We start from the raw sequence: 19,269 nt of genomic DNA, 5'->3' as shown, positions 1-19,269 counted from the left end.
CGCTCAGCGACGGCCCCTGACCCCGGCGTCGGTCAGGGCCGTCGTCCTGACCCCGGCGTCGGTTAGGGCCGTCGTCCTGACGTCGCTGCCGCTCGGCGGTCGTCCCTGCCCGGGTACGTGCTGGTCCGGCTTGTCTGGGTCACGGCCGGTCCGGGGCGGTCCCGGGCGGTTCCGTTCCGGCCCGGTGCGTGCTCCGGCGCCGGTGGGACAGCTCGGCGTGGTGGTGGTCGCCGACGTGGCTGGCCGGGTCGGTGTGCAGGGTCGCTCCGGTGAGCCGCGGTACGGCGTGACAGAGCTGGTGTTCGGCGTCGGCGGCGACCTCGTGGGCCTGGAGCAGGCTCAGCTCGGCGTCGACCACCAGGGTCGCCTCGGCGTGCAACCGGTGGCCGATCCAGCGCATCCGTATCCCGGTCACCTGCCGCACCCCCGGCACCGCTCGCAGGGTCGCCTCGGCCCGGTCGACCAGGTCCGGGTCGACGGCGTCCATCAACCGGCGGTAGACCTGCCGGGCGGCATCCCTGAGCACCAGCAGGATCGCGGCGGTGATCAGTAGCCCGACCAGGGGGTCCGCCCAGCGCCAGCCCAGTGCGGCACCGCCGGCACCGAGCAGCACCGCCAGCGAGGTGAACCCGTCGGCGCGGGCGTGCAGGCCGTCCGCGACCAGGGCGGCCGAGCCGATCCGCCGCCCGACGCCGATCCGGTAGCGGGCGACGACTTCGTTGCCGACGAAGCCGAGCAGCGCGGCGGCGGCGACGTACGACAGGTGCCGGACGTCCTGCGGTGCCAGCAGCCGCCGGACCGCCTCGTGGCCGGCGAAGGCGGCGGAGGCGGCGATTGTCGCGACGATGGCGATCCCGGCCAGGTCCTCGGCCCGGCCGTAGCCGTAGGTGTACGTCCGGGTCGCGGCGCGCCGGCCGAGCAGGAAGGCGATGCCCAGCGGCAGTGCGGTCAGCGCGTCGGCGACGTTGTGCAGGGTGTCGCCGAGCAGCGCCACCGAGCCGGACATAGCCACGACGACCGCCTGTGCCGCGGCGGTGGCCCCGAGGACTGCGAGCGAGATCCACAGTGCCCGCAGGCCGGCCCGGGAGGTCTCCATCGCGCTGTCGACCTTGTCGGCGGCGTCGTGCGAGTGCGGGGTGACCAGGTGACCGAGGCGGTGCCGCAGCCGTCGGCCGGGTTTGTGGTGCTGGCTGTGCCGGAACTGGCTGTGCCGGAACTGGCTGTGCCGGTGCTGGTGGGCATGGCTGTGGTCGTGGCTGTGGTCGTGGTCGTGGTCCATGTGCCGCTGCCCTCCCTGTCGAAAGGGAGGTTACGTGCTCATGTACGCACGCGACAACGAAGCAGGTGCCAACTCTTCGCAACAGCGACCGCCTGGCACGGCTGGCGGGTGCTACTCCTCGATCGCGCCGCCGATCCGGCGCAGGTGGCGGCGGAAGCTGTACGCCGGGTCCTCGGCACGCCGGGCAAGATAGTCGGCGAACCCGGTCTGCTCACGCAACGTCTGCCCGGCCCGGATCCGGTCGGCCTGGTCGCGCTCGGTGCGTCGGATCCGGTCCGCCGTCGCCAGCACCTCGTCGCTGCGGTCGACGGGCACGAACAGCACCCCGTCGCCGTCGGCGAAGACGATGTCCGACGCGTCGACGAGGTGCGTGCCGAACCGCGCGCTGACCAGGGCGGACCGCTCGGCTTCGGCGAGCCGTACCGGGCCGGGTGGATAGCTGCCGTAGCTGAAGACGGGCAGCCCGATCTCCACCAGTTCCGGGGTGTCCCGGTGCAGGCCCCAGATCACCAGACCGGCCAGCCCCGCCGCGACGGCCTCCAGCACCATCAGGTCGCCGACACACGCCTCGTCCACCCGCCCGCCGTTGTCGACGACGAGGACGTCACCCGGGCCGGCGTTGCCGAGCGCCTCCAGGAACACGTCAACGCTGCCGTAGTGCCGGGCGGGCAGGACGCGTCCGGCGAGGCGCTGCCCGGGTACGACGGCGGCGATGCCGGGCGGGGCGACCCGCAGCGGCACGTCAAGGCGTACGCAGGCATCGGCCACCAGTGGGGTGGACAGTTCGGCGAAGGCGTCGCGCACCTAGGTTCCTCCTGGTCGGCTGCGGTCGGCGGCGGGCTCGCGCGCCGACGGAGGGCCGATGCTATCGACGGTCGCCGGACCGTGGTCCGGGCCAATTCGCTGCTCGTGGCTCCCTTCGAAGCCCTTCCTTCGACGCGCTCAGCGCGGCGCGGGCTGGTCGGAGAATCGGGCCGCCGCCGCGCCGTCGAGCCGGCCGGGTGGCAGCCGGCGCCCGCAGAGTACGAGCAGCAGGTCCTGGGCGAGGCCCCGCAGTGCGGCGCCGGAGCCGTGACTCCAGTCGAGATCGGTGGCGTGCAGCGCGACTCCGCTGAGGTCCACGCCGAAATAGGCGACGTTGCGCGGCTTCATCCCGGACAGCACCAGGCCGACCCGTTCCGGCGGTACCCGGCGGTCCAGCCCGAGTCCCACCGTGATGTCGAGTCCGTGGATCACGTCGTGCGACAGCGCGCCGTGTGCGCCGCCGCCGGGCGGGGTCCAGCGGTGTGCCACGTTCTCCCGCAGCGACCCGAGCAGACGCTCGGCGGGTAACTCGGCGGCGTCGCGTCGGGCGGACCGGTCCGCCATCCGGTCGAAGCTGCCCCGGGCCCTGAGCAGTTCCAGCACGGTACGCCCGAGCGAGGTCCGGTACGGCAACGTGGTGTGCGCGACGACCTCGCGTACCCGCCAGCCCGCGCAGAGCGTGGCCGCGTCCCACTGCTCGGGGCGGAGGGCGGCGAGCAGTTCCACCTGCTCCCGCCGTTCCGCCCGCACCTCGGCCCACACCTGGTCCTCGTCCATCGTCTCTTCTCCTCCTCCGGCCGCACCGGCACCGGTGCGCCCCTGCCGGGAATACGGGGCGGGCGCCGGAAACTCATCGGCCGAAGACCGGTGAGGTTCCGGTCTTCGGCCGAGCCGACCGACGAAGCGTGCCTGGGTATGGTCGGAGCGGTGGAGACGAGCGCGGGAGCGGCGGGGACGAGCGCGGGGGCGGGGCGGACGGACGCGCGGATGACCCGGCTGGAGCCGTTCCGGACGGAGCTGACCGGTTACTGCTACCGGATGCTCGGCTCCGGGTTCGAGGCCGAGGACGCCGTCCAGGAGACGCTGGTCCGGGCCTGGCGGTCGTTCGACAGGTACGACGAGCGGCGCGGCTCGCTGCGGACCTGGCTCTACCGCATCGCGACGAACATCTGCCTCGACATGCTGCGCAGTCCCCAGCGGCGGGCGCTGGTGATGGACCTCGGCCCCGCCGCCGACGGTCCGGACATCGGTGCGCCGGCACCCGAGCGGTTCTTGGTGCAGCCGGTCTCCGACGGTGCCGTACTGCCGGCGCACGGCGACCCGGAGGAACTGGTGGTACGCCGGGAGTCGATCCGGCTGGCCTTCGTGGCCGCGTTGCAGCACCTGCCGCCCCGGCAACGGGCGGTGCTGATCCTGCGGGACGTACTCTGCTGGCGGGCCGAGGAGGTCGCCCGGCTGCTGGGCACGACGGTAGCCTCGGTGACCAGCGCGTTGCAGCGGGCCAGGACGACGCTGCGGGCGGTGGACCAGGCGCCGGGCGAACCGTTCCGGCCGGCCGACCCGACCCAGCGCGACCTGCTGGCCCGGTACTGCGACGCGTTCGAGCGGCACGACGTCGAGGCGCTGGTGGCGCTGCTGCGCGAGGACGCGACGATGTCGATGCCGCCGTTCCGGTTCTGGCTGCGGGGCCGGGACCGGATCCGGCTGGCGCTGCTGAATCCGGCCGCGTCCTGCGCGGGCGCCCGGCTGGTCCCGGTCGCGGCGAACGGGTCACCGGCGTTCTGGCAGCTCCGGCCGGGTCCCGACGGCGGCTACCTGCCGTTCGGGCTGGTCCTGCTCGACGTGGTCGACGGGCTGGTGGCGGGTCTGACGACCTTCCTGGACGCCGACCGGATGGTCACCCTCCTCGGCCCACCCGGCGAGCCGCCCGCCGGCCGGTGAGTTCCGCCCGCCGGCCGTGTCCGGAACACGCAGCCCGTATCCGGCACACGCGTGCCCGGCCGGGTGCGGACTCGGCTGGGCGGGCCACCGGTGGCCGGCACCTCGGGGGGAAGGCGCCGGCCGGATCCGGTCAGCAGCCGATCACCCAGTGGTTCGGGCCGGTCTGCCGCAGCGTCGTGCTGGCGAAGACGTTGTAGAGCCCCATCCGGGTGCCCGAGCCGAGCGCGTAGGCGTACCCGCCGGACTGGTAGGCGCGGCCGGCCTGCACGTGCGCGTAGTTGCTGGCGGTGACGCAGACCGGGTCCTCACCCGGATCGCCGGGATCTCCCGGGTCGCCGGGATCGCCGGGATCACCAGGGTCGGTGCCGGTGCCGAGTCCGAAGAAGACCGCGTCCCGGTACGCCGAGCAGATGGTGTCGAGGAAGTACGCGGCAGCGGTCCCGCACTGGTCGGCGCCGGAGCCCGGATCGACCGGGGTGCCGTGGCCCATCCCGGCGACCCGGTAGAGGCGCACCTGGTCGGCGCCGTAGGTCTCCAGGGTGGTGCCGCCGGGCAGGCTGGAGGTGCCGGTCGGGGTCTGCGACACGCCGAGCACGTTCGTCCACTGGTCGCGTGACTCGATGGCGTTGACGGTGCCGACGGTGTAGTCGGCGGTGCCGTGCCAGATCGCCACCTTAGGCCGGGCGCCGGAGTAGCCCGGGTACGCCTGCCGGACCAGGTCGCCCCACTGCGCCGGGCTGCGGTCGACGCCCGGGTTCATGCAGCTGAACGCGTTGACCATGCTGGTGGCGCAGCGGTAGGGGATGCCCGCGACGATCGAGCCGGCCGCGAAGGTGTCCGGATAGCTGGCGAGCATCGCCGCCGCCATCGCACCACCGGCGGAGAGGCCGCTGACGTAGACCCGGTTGGCGGCGATGCCGAAGCTGGCGCGGGCGTGGTCGACCATCTGCTTGACGGAGAGCGCCTCGCCCTGGCCCCGGGCGGTGTCACCCGGCTCGAACCAGTTGAAGCATGAGGTGGAGTTGTTCGCCGACTTCTGCTCCGGCACGATCAGCGCGAACCCCCACTGGTCGGCGTACTTGCGCCAGCCGGAGTTGCTGAAGTAGCCGTTGGCGTTCTGGGCGCAGCCGTGCAGCAGGACCACGGCGGCTGCGTTGCCGGGCAGGTTGTCCGGGCGGTAGGCGTACATGGTGAGGTTGCCGGGGTTGGAGCCGAAGCCGGTCACCTGACCGAAGGTGGCGGCCTTGGCGGGCCCGGCGACGGCGAGCACTCCCACCGCGGCGAGTACGGGCACGAGGGCGGCCCGCACGAGGCGGGCCAGGACGGGTCTGCGGCGCATGGTGAGCCTCCGGCGGTGGTGTGCGCTGGATCACGCTGAAGTTGCCGCGACGTTACGACCGGAAGACGAACCGCCGACATGGCCTCCGGTCACACATTTCCGGAGATCGAAGTGATGACGGTCGCCATGGCAGCCCGACGGCGGACCGCCGGTCAGGGCGATAGCTGCCGAGCACTGTGGCGGGTCAGGGGCGGCGGGTGCCGAGCACCGTTGCGAGGTCCGGTGCCAGCCGGACCTCGGTGGCCAGCAACGCCGGATGTCGGAGCCAGCCCAGCCGGGCCGCGTCCGGCGCCGGACCGAGCATCGGCGGCCACCCGGTCAGCGGCGTGAAATCGTCGACCACGACCGTGCCACCCGGCCGGAGCAGCCGCACGGGATCGGCCGCCGCGCCCTGCTTCCCGTTTCCGCCACCGTCGAGCACCAGCAGGTCGAACGGACCGTATCCCTCGATCAGCGTCCAGTCGCCGGAGACGACCTCCACGTCCGGAATCTCGGCGAAGAGCCGGGCCACCCGTGCGGCCCGCTCGCCGTCCCGCTCGACGCTAACCACCCGTACCCCCGGGCGACGGCCGGCGACCAACCAGGCCAACCCGACACCGCAGCCGGTGCCGGTCTCGCCGATGGCGCCGGTCGCGCCGGCGGCGAGCGCGGTCAACAGCCGCCCCTGCTCGAGCCGGCACGAACACGGAAAATCCAACTCCTCGGCGAGCGCGACCGCCGCCGACACGATCGACGGCAGCCCGGTCACCCCGACATAGCTCGCGGTCCCTCGACTGGACACACCGACACCTCCCGCCTCTTGGTTACCAGCCCAAACCGTAATCACCTCCGCCGCGTCCCGCTCCAGCGCCCCGACAAGCGCCCGCGAGGTCATCCACCACGGCGACCCACGTCAGCCGGTCCATGACCTGCCTGCCGCCGGTTGGCCGACTGGCTGGGTGATACCTCGCGCGGAGACTGTCGAGCTGGGTGCGTGGACGGGGCGCGACATTCCGGGCGTTGGTTTGGTGTGGTGGGCGCGTGGCGGGGCAGCTCGACAGTCTCCGTCCGGACAACTCGCCCGGCCCGTGGCCGGTCGTGGGGGGGTGTGTTCGGATGTCCGGTTCGGGGTGGTGATCGAGTCGGTCCGGCTGGAATGTTGGCCGGGGGTCGGTCGTTACATTACGCGTACGGCCGAGTAGCGCCGCCCGTGAGCTGGGCAGAGTTGGGCTGATGGCTGGGCGCTGGGAATGATCCGGGGCCACCGGTCGTTACATACGGTGTTCGGTTGAGTACGGGCAGCGCCGTGTCCCCCGCGGCGGCTGGTAGTCCGGCCGGACCGAATCTTTTTGGGCTTTGTGTTTCCAATGGCGCCTGCCGTCCCCCTGGTGGGTGCTCATCCCCGATTGGAAGGACGACCATCATGAACACGATGCTGTTCAGTCGGTGGCTTCCGGCCATCGAGAAGACGTCGATCGTTCGTAAGGGTGCGCTGGGTGTGGCTGGTCTGGCGTTCGTCGGCGGCGCTGTGGCCGGCCCCGCGGTGGCGGCGCAGGCGGCCCCGGAGCATGTCGGTTCGCCGGTGTCGCAGTCGGTGATGGCCGACAAGGACCACAAGGGCGACAAGGGTGAGAAGAAGAGCGACAAGAAGGATCGTAAGGGTAAGCCGTCGCGGGACCGGTTGGTGCCGCGTGGTGTGCAGGGTGAGCAGTCGCGGATCGACCTGTCGGCCGAGCAGGCCGGGAATGTGCGGGCGATCGTGAAGGCGACGAAGAAGGCGGGGATGGACGAGCGTGCCGCGGTGATCGCGGTGGGTACCTCGCTGCAGGAGTCGAAGTTGGAGAACCTGGGTCATCTGGGTGACCGGAATGATCATGACTCGCAGGGGTTGTTCCAGCAGCGTCCGTCGTCGGGTTGGGGTTCGGTGGAGCAGATCACCGATCCGGAGTACGCGACGACCGCGTTCCTGAAGGGCCTGAAGCAGGTTGATGGTTGGCGGGATCTGCCGTTGACCGTGGCGGCGCAGAAGGTGCAGGTGTCGGCGTTCCCGCAGGCGTACGCGCAGTGGGAGGACCAGGCAGCCGACCTCGTCGCCGACGCCTGGAACAACAGCTAAGAGCAGACAGAGCCATCCGCTGGCCGGGTCCCCACCACAGGGGACCCGGCCAACGGCGTACCCGGATCGAGGGCAATCCGTGGCCGGTCAGGCCCGGCCGGGTGCCTCAGTCGACGGCCGGCTTGCGCGGTTGCCGGAAGGCCGGTGCCGCGCCGGTGACGGTGAAGCTCGACCCCGGTTCGACCACGACGTTTCCGGTGGCCGAGTTGGTGATGGTCACGTTCGACAGCGTGGCGCTGCCCCGCGCCCCGTTCATCGCCAGGATCCCGGCCCCGTTGTTCGACCGGTCGATCCGGACGTTGCTGACCACCACCTGCGGCATGTTGCCACCGCCGGACTTGAACTGGATGCCGTCGTACGTCGAGTCGACGATCTCGGTGTCCCGGATGGTGACCCCGACGATGTCCCGGGTGGCCGGGAAGAGCGTGATCGCCCCGAACCTCTGCTGCTCACCCCAGAAGGCGCCGCCGGTACGGTAGAGGCCGTTGTTCGCGATGAGCGTCTGCCCGGAGAACGGCAACGGGTCGTGGTCGGTGGCCAGCATGATCCCCGGGTAGTTCATCGTGTCGTAGACCAGGTTGTTCTCGATCCGGTTGCCGTGACCGCCGTAGACGGCGATGCCGTTGGCCCGCCACGGAAGCTGGATCGTGTTGTTGACGAAGGCGTTGGAGTGGCCGATGTCGACCGAGGGGTCCCGGACGTAGCGGCTCGCCCAGACCGCCAGCGCGTCGTCACCGGTGTTCCGGAACGAGGAGTTGAAGACCCGCGAGTTCCGGGTGCCGTTGGCGAAGTTGATCCCGTCGGCGTACGTGTTGCGGATCCGCATCCCGGTGAAGTCCAGCCCGTCCCCCGGACCCCAGAGCGCCGGGATGTTGTCGTAGTCCCGGCCGACCCAGACGCCGACGTTTGCGTGTTCGATCCAGACGTTGCTGATCCGGGTGCCCTGGCCGAACCGGCCGTTGAGCCCCACGCCGCCCTCGGCACCGCCCGGCCCGCCCCGGATCCGGCCCGAACCGAAGATGGCGAGGTCGGAGATCTGGGTGTTGTCGTCGATGTCGAAGCCGAAGTTGCCCTCGTGCGGATGGTTGATCCCACCGACCCGCAGATGCGGCTCGGTGAGCGTGTAGAGCTGCGAGTGCCACATCCCGGCACCCCGGATCGTCACGTCGCTGATCCCGACCTGGTTCCACTGCCCCCGGTCCAGCGGGTCGTCGGTGAGGATCTTCTGTTCCTGCCGCCACTGCCCCGGCGGAATCCAGACGCAGCCGATCACCCCGTTCTGGTCGTCGGTCACCGCCCGCTGGATCGCGGCGGTGTCGTCGAGCCCGTCGTTCGGCACCGCGCCGTACTGCGTGATCGAGGTGCAGCCGGCCGGTTGGCTCGCGGCCGGGTCGACCTGCTCCAGGTCGACCAGGTCGATGACGTAGAAGGCTGCCGTGTCGCCGCTGTCCCGCTGGAGCCGGAACCGGGTGCCGGCCGGGTACGACTGGCTCAGCAGCGCGTTCGACTCGTCGAAGAGCCGCCGGGCGTCGCCACCGGGGGTGTTCGACAGCCCCTCCGGGTCGTCGGTGTTGCCGTACAGCCAGCTGTGCCGGGAGGAGAGGGTCAGCTTGCGCAGGAAGGTGTCGTTGACGTACAGGCTGATGGTGGCCTCGATGCCACCGCCGCCCGGCGCGTCCGGGATCGAGTTGCGCACCACGATCGAGTTGGCCGCGTTGGTCGAGGTGAACTCGACGTACTGGCCGGTGCTGTTCAGCCGCACCGACCGGCGACCGGAGGACTCGGTGCCGAAGTTGGTGTGCCCGAAGGTGCGCAGCGGATCGGTTTCCAGCAGGGTGCCCTGGTAGCGGCCGGCTTCCGCCTCGTACGACACGTACGGCACCGCCGCGCCGCGCCCGACGACGATCGACTGGGTGCGTACGTTGTTCCCCTCGTTCGTCTCCGCGACGGTGCCGGTGGCGTCCGCGGTGGCGGTGACGGTGGCACCGCCGCTGGTGGCCGTCCAGCTGCCGCCGATCGCCACGTTGCTTGTCGCACCGGCCGCGATCGACGGGGTGTCGGCGTTCAGCGTGGTGCCGCCGACCGTCACCCGGGTGACAGTGGTCGCGCCGGTCGCGGCGGTACCCCGGTTCCGCACCGCCACCGTGAAGCTGACCGCCGCGCCGACCGCCGGGTTCGGCGGGCTGGTGGTGATGCCGACGACCTGTAGGTCCGGGCCGGGAGCCTGGGCGACGACCAGCGGCGACGCTGTGCTGAAGCTGTTGTTGGCGTCGTTCTGCTCGACGATCGTGTTGGTCGGGTCGACCACCGAGGTGACCGGATAGCTGCCCTGCGGCCGGGTGCCGGCGTTCACCGTCACCGTGGCCGAGGCACCCGCGGCGAGCGCCGGCACCGGGGCGCTGCCAACGACCGTACCGCCGAGGCTGACGTCGACGGTGGTCGCGGCGGACGACGCCGACCCGGTGTTGCGGACGGTCGCCGACAGGGTGACCGGGGTGGTCTCGGTCGGCGCGGCCGGCGTCCAGGTGGTCGCGCCGACCACCAGGTCCGGGTTGGGCGCGGGTGTTCCGCAGACCTCCAGCTCGGCGACCTGGCCGGACGGGGCGCCGGTGTTGGCGGTGAACCGGAGCTGCACGTCCGCCGTGGTCGCGGCGACCGGGATCGTCACCGCGTTGTCGCCCTGCACGAACTGGTGGTTCGCCGCCGGCACCAGGCCGGTGTACGCCGTCGCCGCCTGGTCCCGGCCGAGCACCTGGATCTGCTGGGTACGGGTGCCCCAGCTCGGGTCCGGGTTCAGTTTCACCCGTACCGCCGTGATCGCGTGGTTGGCGCCGAGCGCCACGGTCAGGGTCTGCGGATAGCCCGGCGCACCCTCCCAGTACGTGCCGAGCGACCCGTCCACGGCGTTGGCGGGTACGAAGGTGAAGGTCGAGCCGCTCGCGGTGGCCGGCCTGCCCCGGGCGACGTTCGTGCAGCCGGGCGGCTGGCTACCGGTCCGGGTTACGGTGTTGCTGTTGCCGGAGAGGTTGCCCGCCACGTCCCGGGCCCGGACGTGGTACGACACGGTGGTGTCGGTCGGCTGGGTGTCGGTGTAGCTGGTGACGGTGCCGAGCGAGGCCACCTGGGCACCGTTGCGGTAGACGTGGTAGCCGGCCAGGCCGCTGCCGCCGGCGTTGTCGGTCGAGGCGCCCCAGTTCAGCGTGATCGTCGTACCGGACTGGGTGTAGCGGAGCGTGCCGGGCGTGCTCGGCGGGGTGGTGTCGGTGCCGCCGCCGGCCGGGCCGTAGACCTCCAGTTCGGCGAGTTGCCCGGCCGGCCAGCCGCTGTTCGCGGTGACGGTGACCCGGAGGTAGCGGATGCTGGCTTCGGTGAAGGTGATCGTCACCGCGTTGCCGTCGACCGCCGGGTCGAAGGTGTACGTCCGGGACGCCGCCAGGTCGGTGAAGGACGACCCGTCGGTGCTGCCCCGCACGCTCAGCGTCTGGGTCCGGGTGCCCCAGCCGCCGGTCGGCAGCTTCAGGACGACCCGGTGGACCGGTACGGCCGGGCCGAGGTCGACCTGGAGCCAGCCCGGAAAGGCGTGGTTGACGCTCTCCCAGTAGCTGCCCTGGTTGCCGTCGACCGCCCGGGACGGGTCGTAGACGTCGGCGTGGCCACTCGCCCGGGTGGGGCGGCCACGGGCGAGGTTGACCTCGGCCAGGGCGGTCGGCAGGTCGGGCCGGGTCGCCGGTTGGGCCGCGACCGCCTGCTGCTGGGCGAACGGCGGTGCGCCGGCCGCGTGTGCGGCGGGCGTCGACAGGCCCAGGGTGGCGATCATGACGGCGGCGACCGTCGCCGCCGTCGCAGGGACCAGATGGGAGCGTCTCATCACTGTCCTTCTTGGTGCGGGACGGTTGCGCGGGTGGCCGGGCCATCCGCGCGGCGGCGGGGGCGGGGCGGGGGTGTGGGTGTGGGCCGGTTCCCTGGAGGTGAGCGCCGATCGGTTCACCAGCTGGCGGGATCGAGTCGCTCCGCCCAGCGGAGCTGAGTCGGACCGCCGTACGGAAGTTCCGTCTGCTAGTAACAAATAGAGCAGTAGACTGTTCTGTTCTTTCAGGAGGTTGGCCAAAGGTTACCGGCGCGCTTCCGGGCCGTCAACGCTTCCACCCCGATCGATGCAACTGCCCGTACACAAGTTCTGGGAGGCGGGGAGCACACCCCGTAAGGCGTCCTAGGAGGCTAGGTGTCGAAGTTCGGAACTGTCGGGAGGCGCTCCCGCCAGCATCTGTACCAACATTCGCGGAGTGCGGAGGGCTGCGTATCCAGTACGCCCGGGGCACACTGCGTGCATGAGTCACCACGGTGGGCGGGTGCCGGATCACCTGCTGATCCGGATCACCCAGCGGACCGACCCGGTGTCGGCGGTCTCCGAGGACGACGCCCGGCGTCGGTCACTCGCCTACCCGAAACTGATGTGGGGCGCCCCGGTCTTCGGTTACGCGGTGGAGGAGACCGTCGGCCGGTGGCGGATCCTCAACCTCGGCGGCGACCGGCCCCAGGGCAGTCGGGACGGTCTCGGCTCGTACTTCCGGCGGCTGCGCGGCGAGACACCCGAGGCCGCCGAACACGCGGTCGAGCGGCGGGAGTACCAGGAGGCGATCCGGCTGCTCGACTGGGAGGCGGTCGACGACCTCACCGTGCACGGCCGGCGTTACCGGATCATCCGCGCCCAGCCGTTCGTCCGGATGGGACCGGACGGGCCCGAACCGCCCCGCCCCACCGACCCCGACCCGTATCCGTCCGGCAGCACCCGCGAGGTCCCGGCCCAGGAGGAGGGATTCGTCGTCGACCCGGCCGCCAGCACCGGCCTCTCCGACGGGCTGCTGCGGATCGAGATGGTCCCCGCGTTCCACAAGGCCGGCATCGTGCCCGACGAGGTACGGACCGACTCCCGCCGGGCGCTGGCCAGCCACCCGAACGTGGTGCTGCTGCCGGTCTGCTTCACCATCGGCGAGTACGTCGACGGCGCCTGGCAGCCCCGCTCCTTCAGCACCTATCCCACGCCGCAGGCGGCCCGCGACTCCGCGTTCCTGCGGTTCAGCGACATCGTGCCGCACGAGGACGCCTCGCTGGAGGAGATCCGGGCCGCCTACGCCCGGGCGTTGGAGGAGTTCGAGTCACCGGTCACGGACGAGTTCGAGATCCGGGGTGTGCGCTGCCGGATAACCCGGGTGGAACGGTTCGTCCGGGTCGGAGCCGACGGCCCGGAGGGCCCCCGACCGTCCGACTGGGACCCGGAGCCGCCACCGGAGCTGCACTGCCAGCAACTGCGCGAGCAGGGCCTGCTGCCCGACCCGGACTGAACCGGCGATCAGTGCCGGCGTGGCGCTGGGCCGGTGGAACAGTCTGGTGCTGTCGCCGGGGTCGATGGAAGCCTCGGCCGGTGCTCGGCCGGATGGCAGCGCCAGGCGCTGGTGTTCGGCCGGATGGCAGAGAGTGTCAGGTGGTGCTGGGCCGGCCGGTGCGGCGCAGCCGGCGGCGACCGGCGGCGATCCCGAGGCCGACAAGCGCCACGGCGAGCAGGGTGCCGGCGACCACCAGCGCCCGCCGCGAGGTGGCCCGCTCCGATCCGGCCGGGGGGACCGCCCCGGCGCTCGCCTCGGCGGCTGCCGGGGCGACCTCGCTCCCCTGCGCCGGCACCGGGTCCAGCGCGAACGGGTTGCGCTCGGGGTCGACCGGAAGCTCCGGCGGTCGGATCGCACCCGGCCAGTGTTTCGCGGTCTCGGCCGGCTGGAGCGGGGCCGGAACGCGGAACACCTCCAGCGCGCCGGGGACGGTGAGGGTGCCGATCCGGTAGTCGGCGAACTCGCCCTGCACGGCGGTCACCTCCCAGGTTCCGGCCCGCGGCACGGCGACCGCCGCCGCGTAGTGCGCCGGCTCCGGCAACGCCGACGCGGGAAACGACACCGAGGTGCCGCTTCCGTCGGTCAGCCGTAGCGCCACCGGGCCGAGCTCGCCCTCGTAGGGGTGGAAGCCGTGCTGGAGCACCCAGAGCCCGACGGTGTAGGCCCGGCCGGGTTCCAGCCGCTCCGGCAGCGGATCCAGCAGCGTCGCGGCCCAGTTGCCGGCCCGGGCCGGCGCCGGGGCGAGCAGCAGGGTGCCGGCCAGCCCGACAAGCGTCGCGGCGAGCGCGGCGAGCATCCGACGGGTACGCATCGTCGACCACCTCCACCGGGGACGAGCCACACGCCGGCCGTCCGGTTCCCGCCGGACGTACCCGTGTTGCGCAGCCGGGACGCCGGAACCCGGCGCTCCCACCGGAGCGCCGGGTCCCGACCGGGTCGGGCCGCTCCCGGCCGCTGGTCAGCGGCCCGGTAGCGGCACCCGGGACCAGTCGAGGTCCGAGCCGAGATAGAAGCTCGGGTACGACGGCTGGTTGTACGTCGTCTGCTGCCGCGCCACCTCGACCCGGTACTGCGGATCGTGCATGAGCGTGTAGAGCTTGCGGTCGGTCAGCTCGGTACTCAGGTAGATCCGGACCGCCGAACTGTCCACGGTGCGGACCAGCATCTCCTCGCGCCAGTCGCCGAGCACGTCGGCGACCAGGCCCGGGTTGCCCTTCGTCCCGTTGTTGGTCCGGGTGCCCTCGGCGGTCAGCAGCCGGCCCCGCTGCCAGTCGTCGATCGTCGGGGTCACCTCTCCGGCACCGTTCACGATCTGGGTGGTCATGTCGGCCGCCCACCGGATGCTCTGGTTGGTGCCCGGGATGACGGTACCGAGCAGCTCGCCGTCCGCGGTGCGCAGCCCGGGACCGTCCGGCTGGCCGCCGACCACCGTCGCCCAGGTCTCCAGCCCCGGCTCGGCCGGCACCACGTCGCCGACCATGCCACGCCCGGTGTCCACCCCGGTGTATCCGCCGTAGACCACCTCACCGGTGCGGGCGTCCCGCAGCGCGTAACCGTACGGCGCGCCGGAGGCGCCCTCGTGCACCATGAAGATCTCCAGCCCGGGACGGGCCGGGTCGATGTCGGTGACGTGCAGGGCGTCGCCGTGTCCCACCTTCGCCCGGGCACCCGGGTTGGCGCTGCCCGGCGGCAGGATGCCGTAGGAGCTGTAGAGCAGGCTGCCGTCGTGGTCGATGGTGGCGCCGCCGTAGACGATCTCCTGCCTACCGTCGGCGTCCACGTCGGCGACGGAGAGCGAGTGCGCGCCCTGGGTGGTCAGGGTGCCGTACTCCGGGTCGGTTCCCTCCCGGCCGTGCGGGCCGTCGTTGAACGGGTTCGACATCGGCACCCAGCCGCTGTCGACGTACCAGTCCTCGCGCAGTCGCCGGCCGTCCCAGCGGTACGCCACAAGGGTCGCCCGGGTGTAGTAGCCCCGGGCGAAGACCGCCGACGGGTGCCTGCCGTCCAGATAGGCCACCCCGGCCAGGAAACGGTCGACCCGGTTGCCCGGCTCGATCCGGCTCATCGCGTAGTCGCCCCACATCAGCCCGTCGTCGTGCCGGCCGGGCTTGTAGCGGACCGTCTGCAACTCGCGGCCGGTCGCCCCGTCGAAGACGGTCAGGTACTCCGGCCCGTCCACTACGAAACCCTGGAACGACCGCAGCACGTTGCGGGTGCTGCGGGCCGGGGCATAGACGTCGAGGAAGTGGTCGACGAGCGCCTCGGCGTCGGGGCGGGACAGCGGGTAGCTGTAGGTCGGGGCGATCCCGAAGGCCTGTTCCAGGGTCGCCGGCCAGCGCCCGGCCACCACCTCCGGGTGCCGGTGCCAGCCGAGGAAGAGGTCGACGAGCTTCTGCCGGTACTCCTCCGGGCTGAGCCGGTAGTCGTCGGTGTGCGCGTACCCGGCCCGGACGTCCTCGCGGGGCATCGTCACGTACCGCTCGGAGACCACCCGGCCGTGCCTGTCGTACCGGGTGACCTTGCTGCCGGGAGCGGTCTTCAGCATCATCTCGGCGCGGTTGTCGCCGTCGAAGTCGTAGACCAGGAACTGCGTGTAGTGCGCCCCGGCCCGGATGTTGACCCCGAGCGAGACACGGTGCAGCAGGGTGCCGTCGAGTTCGTAGGTGTCGAGGTAAACCTCGCCGGTGTAGCCGACCTGGGAGACGTCCTTGGAGTTCGACGGGTCCCACTTGACGACGTACTCGTACTGCCCGTCGCCGTCGACGTCGCCGACGCTCATGTCGTTCGCCGAATAGGTGTACGCCTCGCCGGTCGGGGTCACCCCGTCGGCCGGCTTGCGCAGCGGCAGGTCGCGGTGGCCCTCGGCCCACGGCCTGACGGCGGCACTCCGGGCACCCGTCCGGCCCCGGACGACCGGCGCGACCTGGTAGCCGGCGGTGGCGGTGCCGGCCCGGTCGAGGTAGTTGGTGCTGTCGGTGACGGTGCCGATCCGCCGCCCGTCCCGGTAGACCGCGAAGTCGGTGCCGGTCAGGCCGGCAGCGCCGTGCCCGGTCGCCTCGGCGCCGAGCAGCCGCCAGCTGAGGAAGACTCCGTCGGTGGTGGGGACCGCGACGAGGCCGCGGTCGAGCCGTTCGAGGCGGGGTCCGGTGCCGGGCTGCCCGCCGCCCGGCCGGGCGGAGACCGCCGCCGGACTGCCGACCAGCAGGACGGTCACCGAGATGCCCGCGACGAGTGCCCGGGACAGCACGGCGATCGGCCGGCCTCCCCTGGTTCGAGATGTCATGGGTCTCCAATGTGGGGTTCGACCCGATCCTGCGGGTGGGGCGGCGTGCGACCGGGCTGAAACGATACAACTCCCCGAGAATTCTCGATGTCCGGCGAACTTGTCAAGGTGGGACGACGGTCGGGATGCCGGGTACGGCCACCGGGGTACCGCCTGGCGCCTCGTCTTCGGAGGTGGACTGGGGGTAACCCTCTGGTGTGGCCTGATCACGGTTCGAGGCGCTGTGACATGGCACCGGCATCGTTGGGCGGACGGCCGGCCAACCACGTGAGCGACCCGGCGGCCGAGCGGGGGTGGTCGGCGCGGAGACTGTCGAGCTGGGTGCACAGGCGGGGCAGCTCGACAGTCTCCCCGGCGAGTCTCCCGGCTCCGCACCCGACGCCGGGAGATCGCCGGCGCAGATACCTGGAAGTACCGGTTACCCGATCAACCTTCGAAGTCAGTGCACTAGCGCGGTACGCCGCGGACGGCGAGTTCGAACTCGGGGCGGCGCAACGAGGCACCGAAGACCGGACCACCCGGTTCGAGCAGCCGGCCCGCACCGAGGCTGTCCAGCAGGACGGCGTCGTACCCGATCCGCTCGACGACCTCGGCGACCAGGTCCGCCGCACCCTTGTCGTCGGCGGCCACCCCGAGTGCGCGCCGCTCCGGGTGCCCCGCCGGTCGGCGCTCCTCCTCGAGTTGGTGGTAGCCGGCGTGGTTGAAGGTCTTCACCACCGTCGACCGGTCCAGCCGGTGCGCCACGATCTCGCTGCTGCCGTACCGGGGATCCTCGAAGAGCGCCTGTACGCCGTCGGTCGGCGGCCAGTAGTTCATCGTGTCGACGACCAGCTTGCCGGCGACCAGTCCCGGGTCGAAGTCCGCGAACCGGTGCAACGGGATCGCCAGCACCACGAGGTCGGCATCCCGTACCGCGTCGGCGGCCCAGCGCGGCTCGGCGCCCGGCACCAGGATCTGGGTGATCAGGGCGATCCGCTCCGGGTCACCGGAGGCGGCGATGGTCACCGGATGACCGGCGGCGACGGCGACCCGGGCGATCACCGGCCCGACGTGTCCGGCGCCGAGTACGGCGATCCGGGGCAGCTGCGATCCGGTCATGACCGGGGAGTTCCCACCGCGCGGGTGGGGGCGTGGTGGCGGCGCGGGCCGTCTCGCAGTTCCCGCACGGCCGCCCCCCATCTCGTTGACGCGTCAATAATAACGGCGCTCCCGGGCCGGTCCGCCGCTATCCCGGGTCCGGCCGCTCGGCGAGGTCCGGGTCCGGCCGCTCGGCGAGGGCCGGCGCGGTGAACCGGAGCAGCCACTCCGGGCCGCGCCCGGTCAGCCGGACCACCGCCAGCGGCGCCACCTCCAGTCGCCAGAACACCGCGACAGGCAGCCGCAGGGCGCGGACCAGCGCCGCCCTGACCACCACCGGATGCGTGACGGCGACGATCCGCCCGCCCCGGTCGCGCTGCCCGGTGAGCCAGCGGCCGACCCGGTCGAGCAGCGACTCGACCGACTCGCCGCCGTGTGGAGCCGCGTGCGGCGTACCGAGCCAGTCCCGCACGGCGTCCGGCTCCCGGGCCACCACCTCGGCCAGCGGCAACCCGGTCCACCGGCCGTAGTCGCAGTCCGCCAGTCCGGGCTCGGCGGTCGGGCGCAGGCCCAGCGCGTACGCGGTCTGCCGGCCGGCCTCGGCCGGAGTGCTGAGGCAGGCGTCGATCCGGTCGCCGAACGGCCCGCGCCGCCCCGGCCCGGTGCCGGCCAGCGCGCGGGCCGCCGCCAGGCCGCCCCGATCCAGGCCCTCGCCGCCGCCGCCGAAGACCGCGCGGCGCAGCGCGGCGGTGTGGGCGTGGGCGACCAGGTGCAGGTCGGTCGGGCTCACCGCCCGGCCGGGGCCCGCACATCCTCCGGCAGGCCCGCGGAGCGCACCGGTCCATCGGGTGCCGGCCGGCGATCCCGGTCCCGCCGCCATCCGAGTGAGATGGCGAAGAGCAGGCCGATCCCGGTCCAGAGCACCAGCTGGGTGCCGAGGGAGGCGAGCCGGAACTCCCAGAGCAGGGTCGCCGGGAAACCGTCCGGCACCTCCGCGAAGGACGGCAGCACGGTGTAGCCGACCGCCGTGACCAGCAGGAAGCCGCCGACCGCCGCGGCGGCCCGGATCGGGTACGAGGCGCGTCCGGGGACCGAGCGGTGGGCGAGGGCGCCGGCCCAGACCGCCACCAGGCCGAGCAGCACCAGCAGCAGGTAGCTGCCGGTCCGCTGGTCGATGGTGTCCGGGTTGCCGACCGCCGGCGGGTTCGGCGGGTACTTGACGAACGGCACGACGACCACGCCGAGCAGCGCCGCACCGGCCAGCAGCAGGGCCGCCCGGCCGTCGTCGGCGGTGCGGAGTCGACGGCGCAGCAGGACGTACCCGGTGGCGAGCAGGCCGCCCATCGCGACACCGAACAGCCCGGTCGCCAGAAAGAGACCGGCGCGCTGGCCGTCCCGGCCGACCAGTTCCTCGGCGTGGTGGTCGGCCTCGACCCCGGGTGCGGAATGGGTCGCCTGTTCCTCGATCGCGATCGCGGCATCGATCCGCGGCTCGCCGACGAGGTAGGCGAAGGTGCCGGCGATCAGACCGGCGACCAGGCCTGCGAGCAGGCCACGCAGCAGTACGGACAGGAACGTCGGCACGGCGGGCAGCCGGTCAGTGGCAGGGTACGCCGAGCAGGTGCCGACCGTCGTGCGTCAGCTCGTGCAGGAACATGCCGCTGCGCGAGACCGCGCCCTGGTCGAACGCGACCAGGTAGGCCAGCAGGGCGAGTACGGCGACGACGGCGAGGGCGGTCCACAGTAGCCGGGCGGAGCCGGCCGGCTGGACGAGCGGGCGGGCGGGGGCAGGACTGGACATGCGCGAAGTACCTCCTCGGGGATGACGCGTCCCCGTCGACAGGCTGCGACGACCGAGCGTCCTGGCTCGCGGCACCCCGACCGGGGTCGGGACCGCTCACAGTGGCGCGACCGCACCGGATTCCCACCGGCTTCCCTCATGTCGCCGCAGATGGCGAGTCGACGGTAGCCGGACGACGTCAGGCCGGTCAACCGGCCCACGACCACGACCGGGCCCGGCACCGGACCGGTGTCGGCGGTCACGGCCCGGCGGGCGCGGGGTTGTCC

General features: G+C 72.4%; 15 protein-coding genes and 1 riboswitch. Of the genes, 3 read left to right on the top strand and 12 right to left on the bottom strand.

The features are described 5' to 3' along the window. Positions 1–139: 139 nt before the first annotated feature. From ACN28A_RS28630 to ACN28A_RS28620, 3 genes are all read right to left on the bottom strand, one after another. Positions 140–1,279, bottom strand: a complete 1,140-nt coding sequence (locus ACN28A_RS28630) for a cation diffusion facilitator family transporter (protein WP_421400226.1) — start codon at positions 1,277–1,279, stop codon at positions 140–142. Between the two features lie 111 nt (positions 1,280–1,390). Continuing rightward, positions 1,391–2,083 carry an RraA family protein gene (locus ACN28A_RS28625; protein WP_421400224.1) on the bottom strand — a complete coding sequence of 231 codons (693 nt, stop codon included), beginning with the start codon at positions 2,081–2,083 and terminating at the stop codon, positions 1,391–1,393. A 138-nt stretch (positions 2,084–2,221) separates the two neighbouring features. Further along, complete coding sequence (locus ACN28A_RS28620; RefSeq protein ID WP_421400221.1) at positions 2,222–2,860, bottom strand: maleylpyruvate isomerase family mycothiol-dependent enzyme; 639 nt, start codon at positions 2,858–2,860, stop codon at positions 2,222–2,224. A 150-nt stretch (positions 2,861–3,010) separates the two neighbouring features. On the opposite strand from ACN28A_RS28620, the gene ACN28A_RS28615 reads away from it, so the two are divergent. After that, the gene (locus tag ACN28A_RS28615; RefSeq protein ID WP_421400218.1) at positions 3,011–4,024 is read left to right on the top strand and encodes a sigma-70 family RNA polymerase sigma factor; all 1,014 of its coding nucleotides are present in this window, start codon (positions 3,011–3,013) and stop codon (positions 4,022–4,024) included. A 130-nt stretch (positions 4,025–4,154) separates the two neighbouring features. Here ACN28A_RS28615 and ACN28A_RS28610 read toward each other — a convergent pair whose 3' ends face one another. Both ACN28A_RS28610 and ACN28A_RS28605 read right to left on the bottom strand, forming a co-directional pair. After that, positions 4,155–5,363: a PHB depolymerase family esterase gene (locus ACN28A_RS28610; RefSeq protein ID WP_421400216.1), complete on the bottom strand. Its 1,209-nt coding sequence runs from the start codon at positions 5,361–5,363 to the stop codon at positions 4,155–4,157. A 184-nt stretch (positions 5,364–5,547) separates the two neighbouring features. Next, the gene (locus ACN28A_RS28605; protein ID WP_421400213.1) at positions 5,548–6,144 is read right to left on the bottom strand and encodes an O-methyltransferase; all 597 of its coding nucleotides are present in this window, start codon (positions 6,142–6,144) and stop codon (positions 5,548–5,550) included. 621 nt (positions 6,145–6,765) lie between these two features. Here ACN28A_RS28605 and ACN28A_RS28600 point away from each other — a divergent pair. After that, positions 6,766–7,458, top strand: coding sequence for a hypothetical protein (locus tag ACN28A_RS28600; protein WP_421400211.1), 693 nt, complete (start codon positions 6,766–6,768; stop codon positions 7,456–7,458). Between the two features lie 106 nt (positions 7,459–7,564). Here ACN28A_RS28600 and ACN28A_RS28595 read toward each other — a convergent pair whose 3' ends face one another. Further along, entirely contained in the window at positions 7,565–11,326 is a 3,762-nt protein-coding gene (locus ACN28A_RS28595; protein ID WP_421400208.1) for a CARDB domain-containing protein, read from the bottom strand. 460 nt (positions 11,327–11,786) lie between these two features. Between ACN28A_RS28595 and ACN28A_RS28590 the strand changes: the two genes are divergently transcribed. After that, positions 11,787–12,800, top strand: a complete 1,014-nt coding sequence (locus ACN28A_RS28590) for a DUF5954 family protein (RefSeq protein ID WP_421400205.1) — start codon at positions 11,787–11,789, stop codon at positions 12,798–12,800. A gap of 136 nt (positions 12,801–12,936) precedes the next feature. Here ACN28A_RS28590 and ACN28A_RS28585 read toward each other — a convergent pair whose 3' ends face one another. The 6 genes from ACN28A_RS28585 to ACN28A_RS28560 all read right to left on the bottom strand — a co-directional run bounded on the left by ACN28A_RS28585 (position 12,937) and on the right by ACN28A_RS28560 (position 19,003). Continuing rightward, positions 12,937–13,653, bottom strand: a complete 717-nt coding sequence (locus tag ACN28A_RS28585) for a hypothetical protein (protein ID WP_421400202.1) — start codon at positions 13,651–13,653, stop codon at positions 12,937–12,939. 147 nt (positions 13,654–13,800) lie between these two features. Next, on the bottom strand, positions 13,801–16,125 hold the full coding sequence (locus ACN28A_RS28580; protein ID WP_421400199.1) for a rhamnogalacturonan lyase: 2,325 nt from the start codon (positions 16,123–16,125) through the stop codon (positions 13,801–13,803). Between the two features lie 447 nt (positions 16,126–16,572). Then, positions 16,573–17,223: an NADPH-dependent F420 reductase gene (locus ACN28A_RS28575; protein ID WP_421400196.1), complete on the bottom strand. Its 651-nt coding sequence runs from the start codon at positions 17,221–17,223 to the stop codon at positions 16,573–16,575. A gap of 127 nt (positions 17,224–17,350) precedes the next feature. Beyond that, a complete protein-coding gene (locus ACN28A_RS28570; protein WP_421400193.1) occupies positions 17,351–17,992 on the bottom strand; it encodes a histidine phosphatase family protein in 642 nt (213 codons plus the stop codon). After that, positions 17,989–18,786, bottom strand: coding sequence for a CbtA family protein (locus ACN28A_RS28565; RefSeq protein ID WP_421400190.1), 798 nt, complete (start codon positions 18,784–18,786; stop codon positions 17,989–17,991). Before ACN28A_RS28565 ends, ACN28A_RS28570 begins: the two co-directional genes overlap by 4 nt. A 13-nt stretch (positions 18,787–18,799) precedes the next feature. Next, a complete protein-coding gene (locus tag ACN28A_RS28560; protein WP_421400188.1) occupies positions 18,800–19,003 on the bottom strand; it encodes a CbtB domain-containing protein in 204 nt (67 codons plus the stop codon). 34 nt (positions 19,004–19,037) lie between these two features. After that, positions 19,038–19,180, bottom strand: a riboswitch (cobalamin riboswitch). Positions 19,181–19,269: the final 89 nt, after the last annotated feature.

The sequence above is a fragment of the Plantactinospora sp. WMMB782 genome, from assembly GCF_049179135.1.
Classification (GTDB): domain Bacteria; phylum Actinomycetota; class Actinomycetes; order Mycobacteriales; family Micromonosporaceae; genus Plantactinospora.
This window is presented reverse-complemented; position numbering and strand designations above follow the sequence as displayed.

What these genes read in the sequence shown, in the direction of transcription:
- ACN28A_RS28630 (WP_421400226.1), bottom strand. Translation starts at nt 1,279, where the DNA reads ATGGACCACGACCACGACCACAGCCACGACCACAGCCATGCCCACCAG.
- ACN28A_RS28620 (WP_421400221.1), bottom strand. Translation starts at nt 2,860, where the DNA reads ATGGACGAGGACCAGGTGTGGGCCGAGGTGCGGGCGGAACGGCGGGAG.
- ACN28A_RS28610 (WP_421400216.1), bottom strand. Translation starts at nt 5,363, where the DNA reads ATGCGCCGCAGACCCGTCCTGGCCCGCCTCGTGCGGGCCGCCCTCGTG.
- ACN28A_RS28600 (WP_421400211.1), top strand. Translation starts at nt 6,766, where the DNA reads ATGAACACGATGCTGTTCAGTCGGTGGCTTCCGGCCATCGAGAAGACG.
- ACN28A_RS28595 (WP_421400208.1), bottom strand. Translation starts at nt 11,326, where the DNA reads ATGAGACGCTCCCATCTGGTCCCTGCGACGGCGGCGACGGTCGCCGCC.
- ACN28A_RS28590 (WP_421400205.1), top strand. Translation starts at nt 11,787, where the DNA reads ATGAGTCACCACGGTGGGCGGGTGCCGGATCACCTGCTGATCCGGATC.
- ACN28A_RS28585 (WP_421400202.1), bottom strand. Translation starts at nt 13,653, where the DNA reads ATGCGTACCCGTCGGATGCTCGCCGCGCTCGCCGCGACGCTTGTCGGG.
- ACN28A_RS28580 (WP_421400199.1), bottom strand. Translation starts at nt 16,125, where the DNA reads ATGACATCTCGAACCAGGGGAGGCCGGCCGATCGCCGTGCTGTCCCGG.
- ACN28A_RS28575 (WP_421400196.1), bottom strand. Translation starts at nt 17,223, where the DNA reads ATGACCGGATCGCAGCTGCCCCGGATCGCCGTACTCGGCGCCGGACAC.
- ACN28A_RS28560 (WP_421400188.1), bottom strand. Translation starts at nt 19,003, where the DNA reads ATGTCCAGTCCTGCCCCCGCCCGCCCGCTCGTCCAGCCGGCCGGCTCC.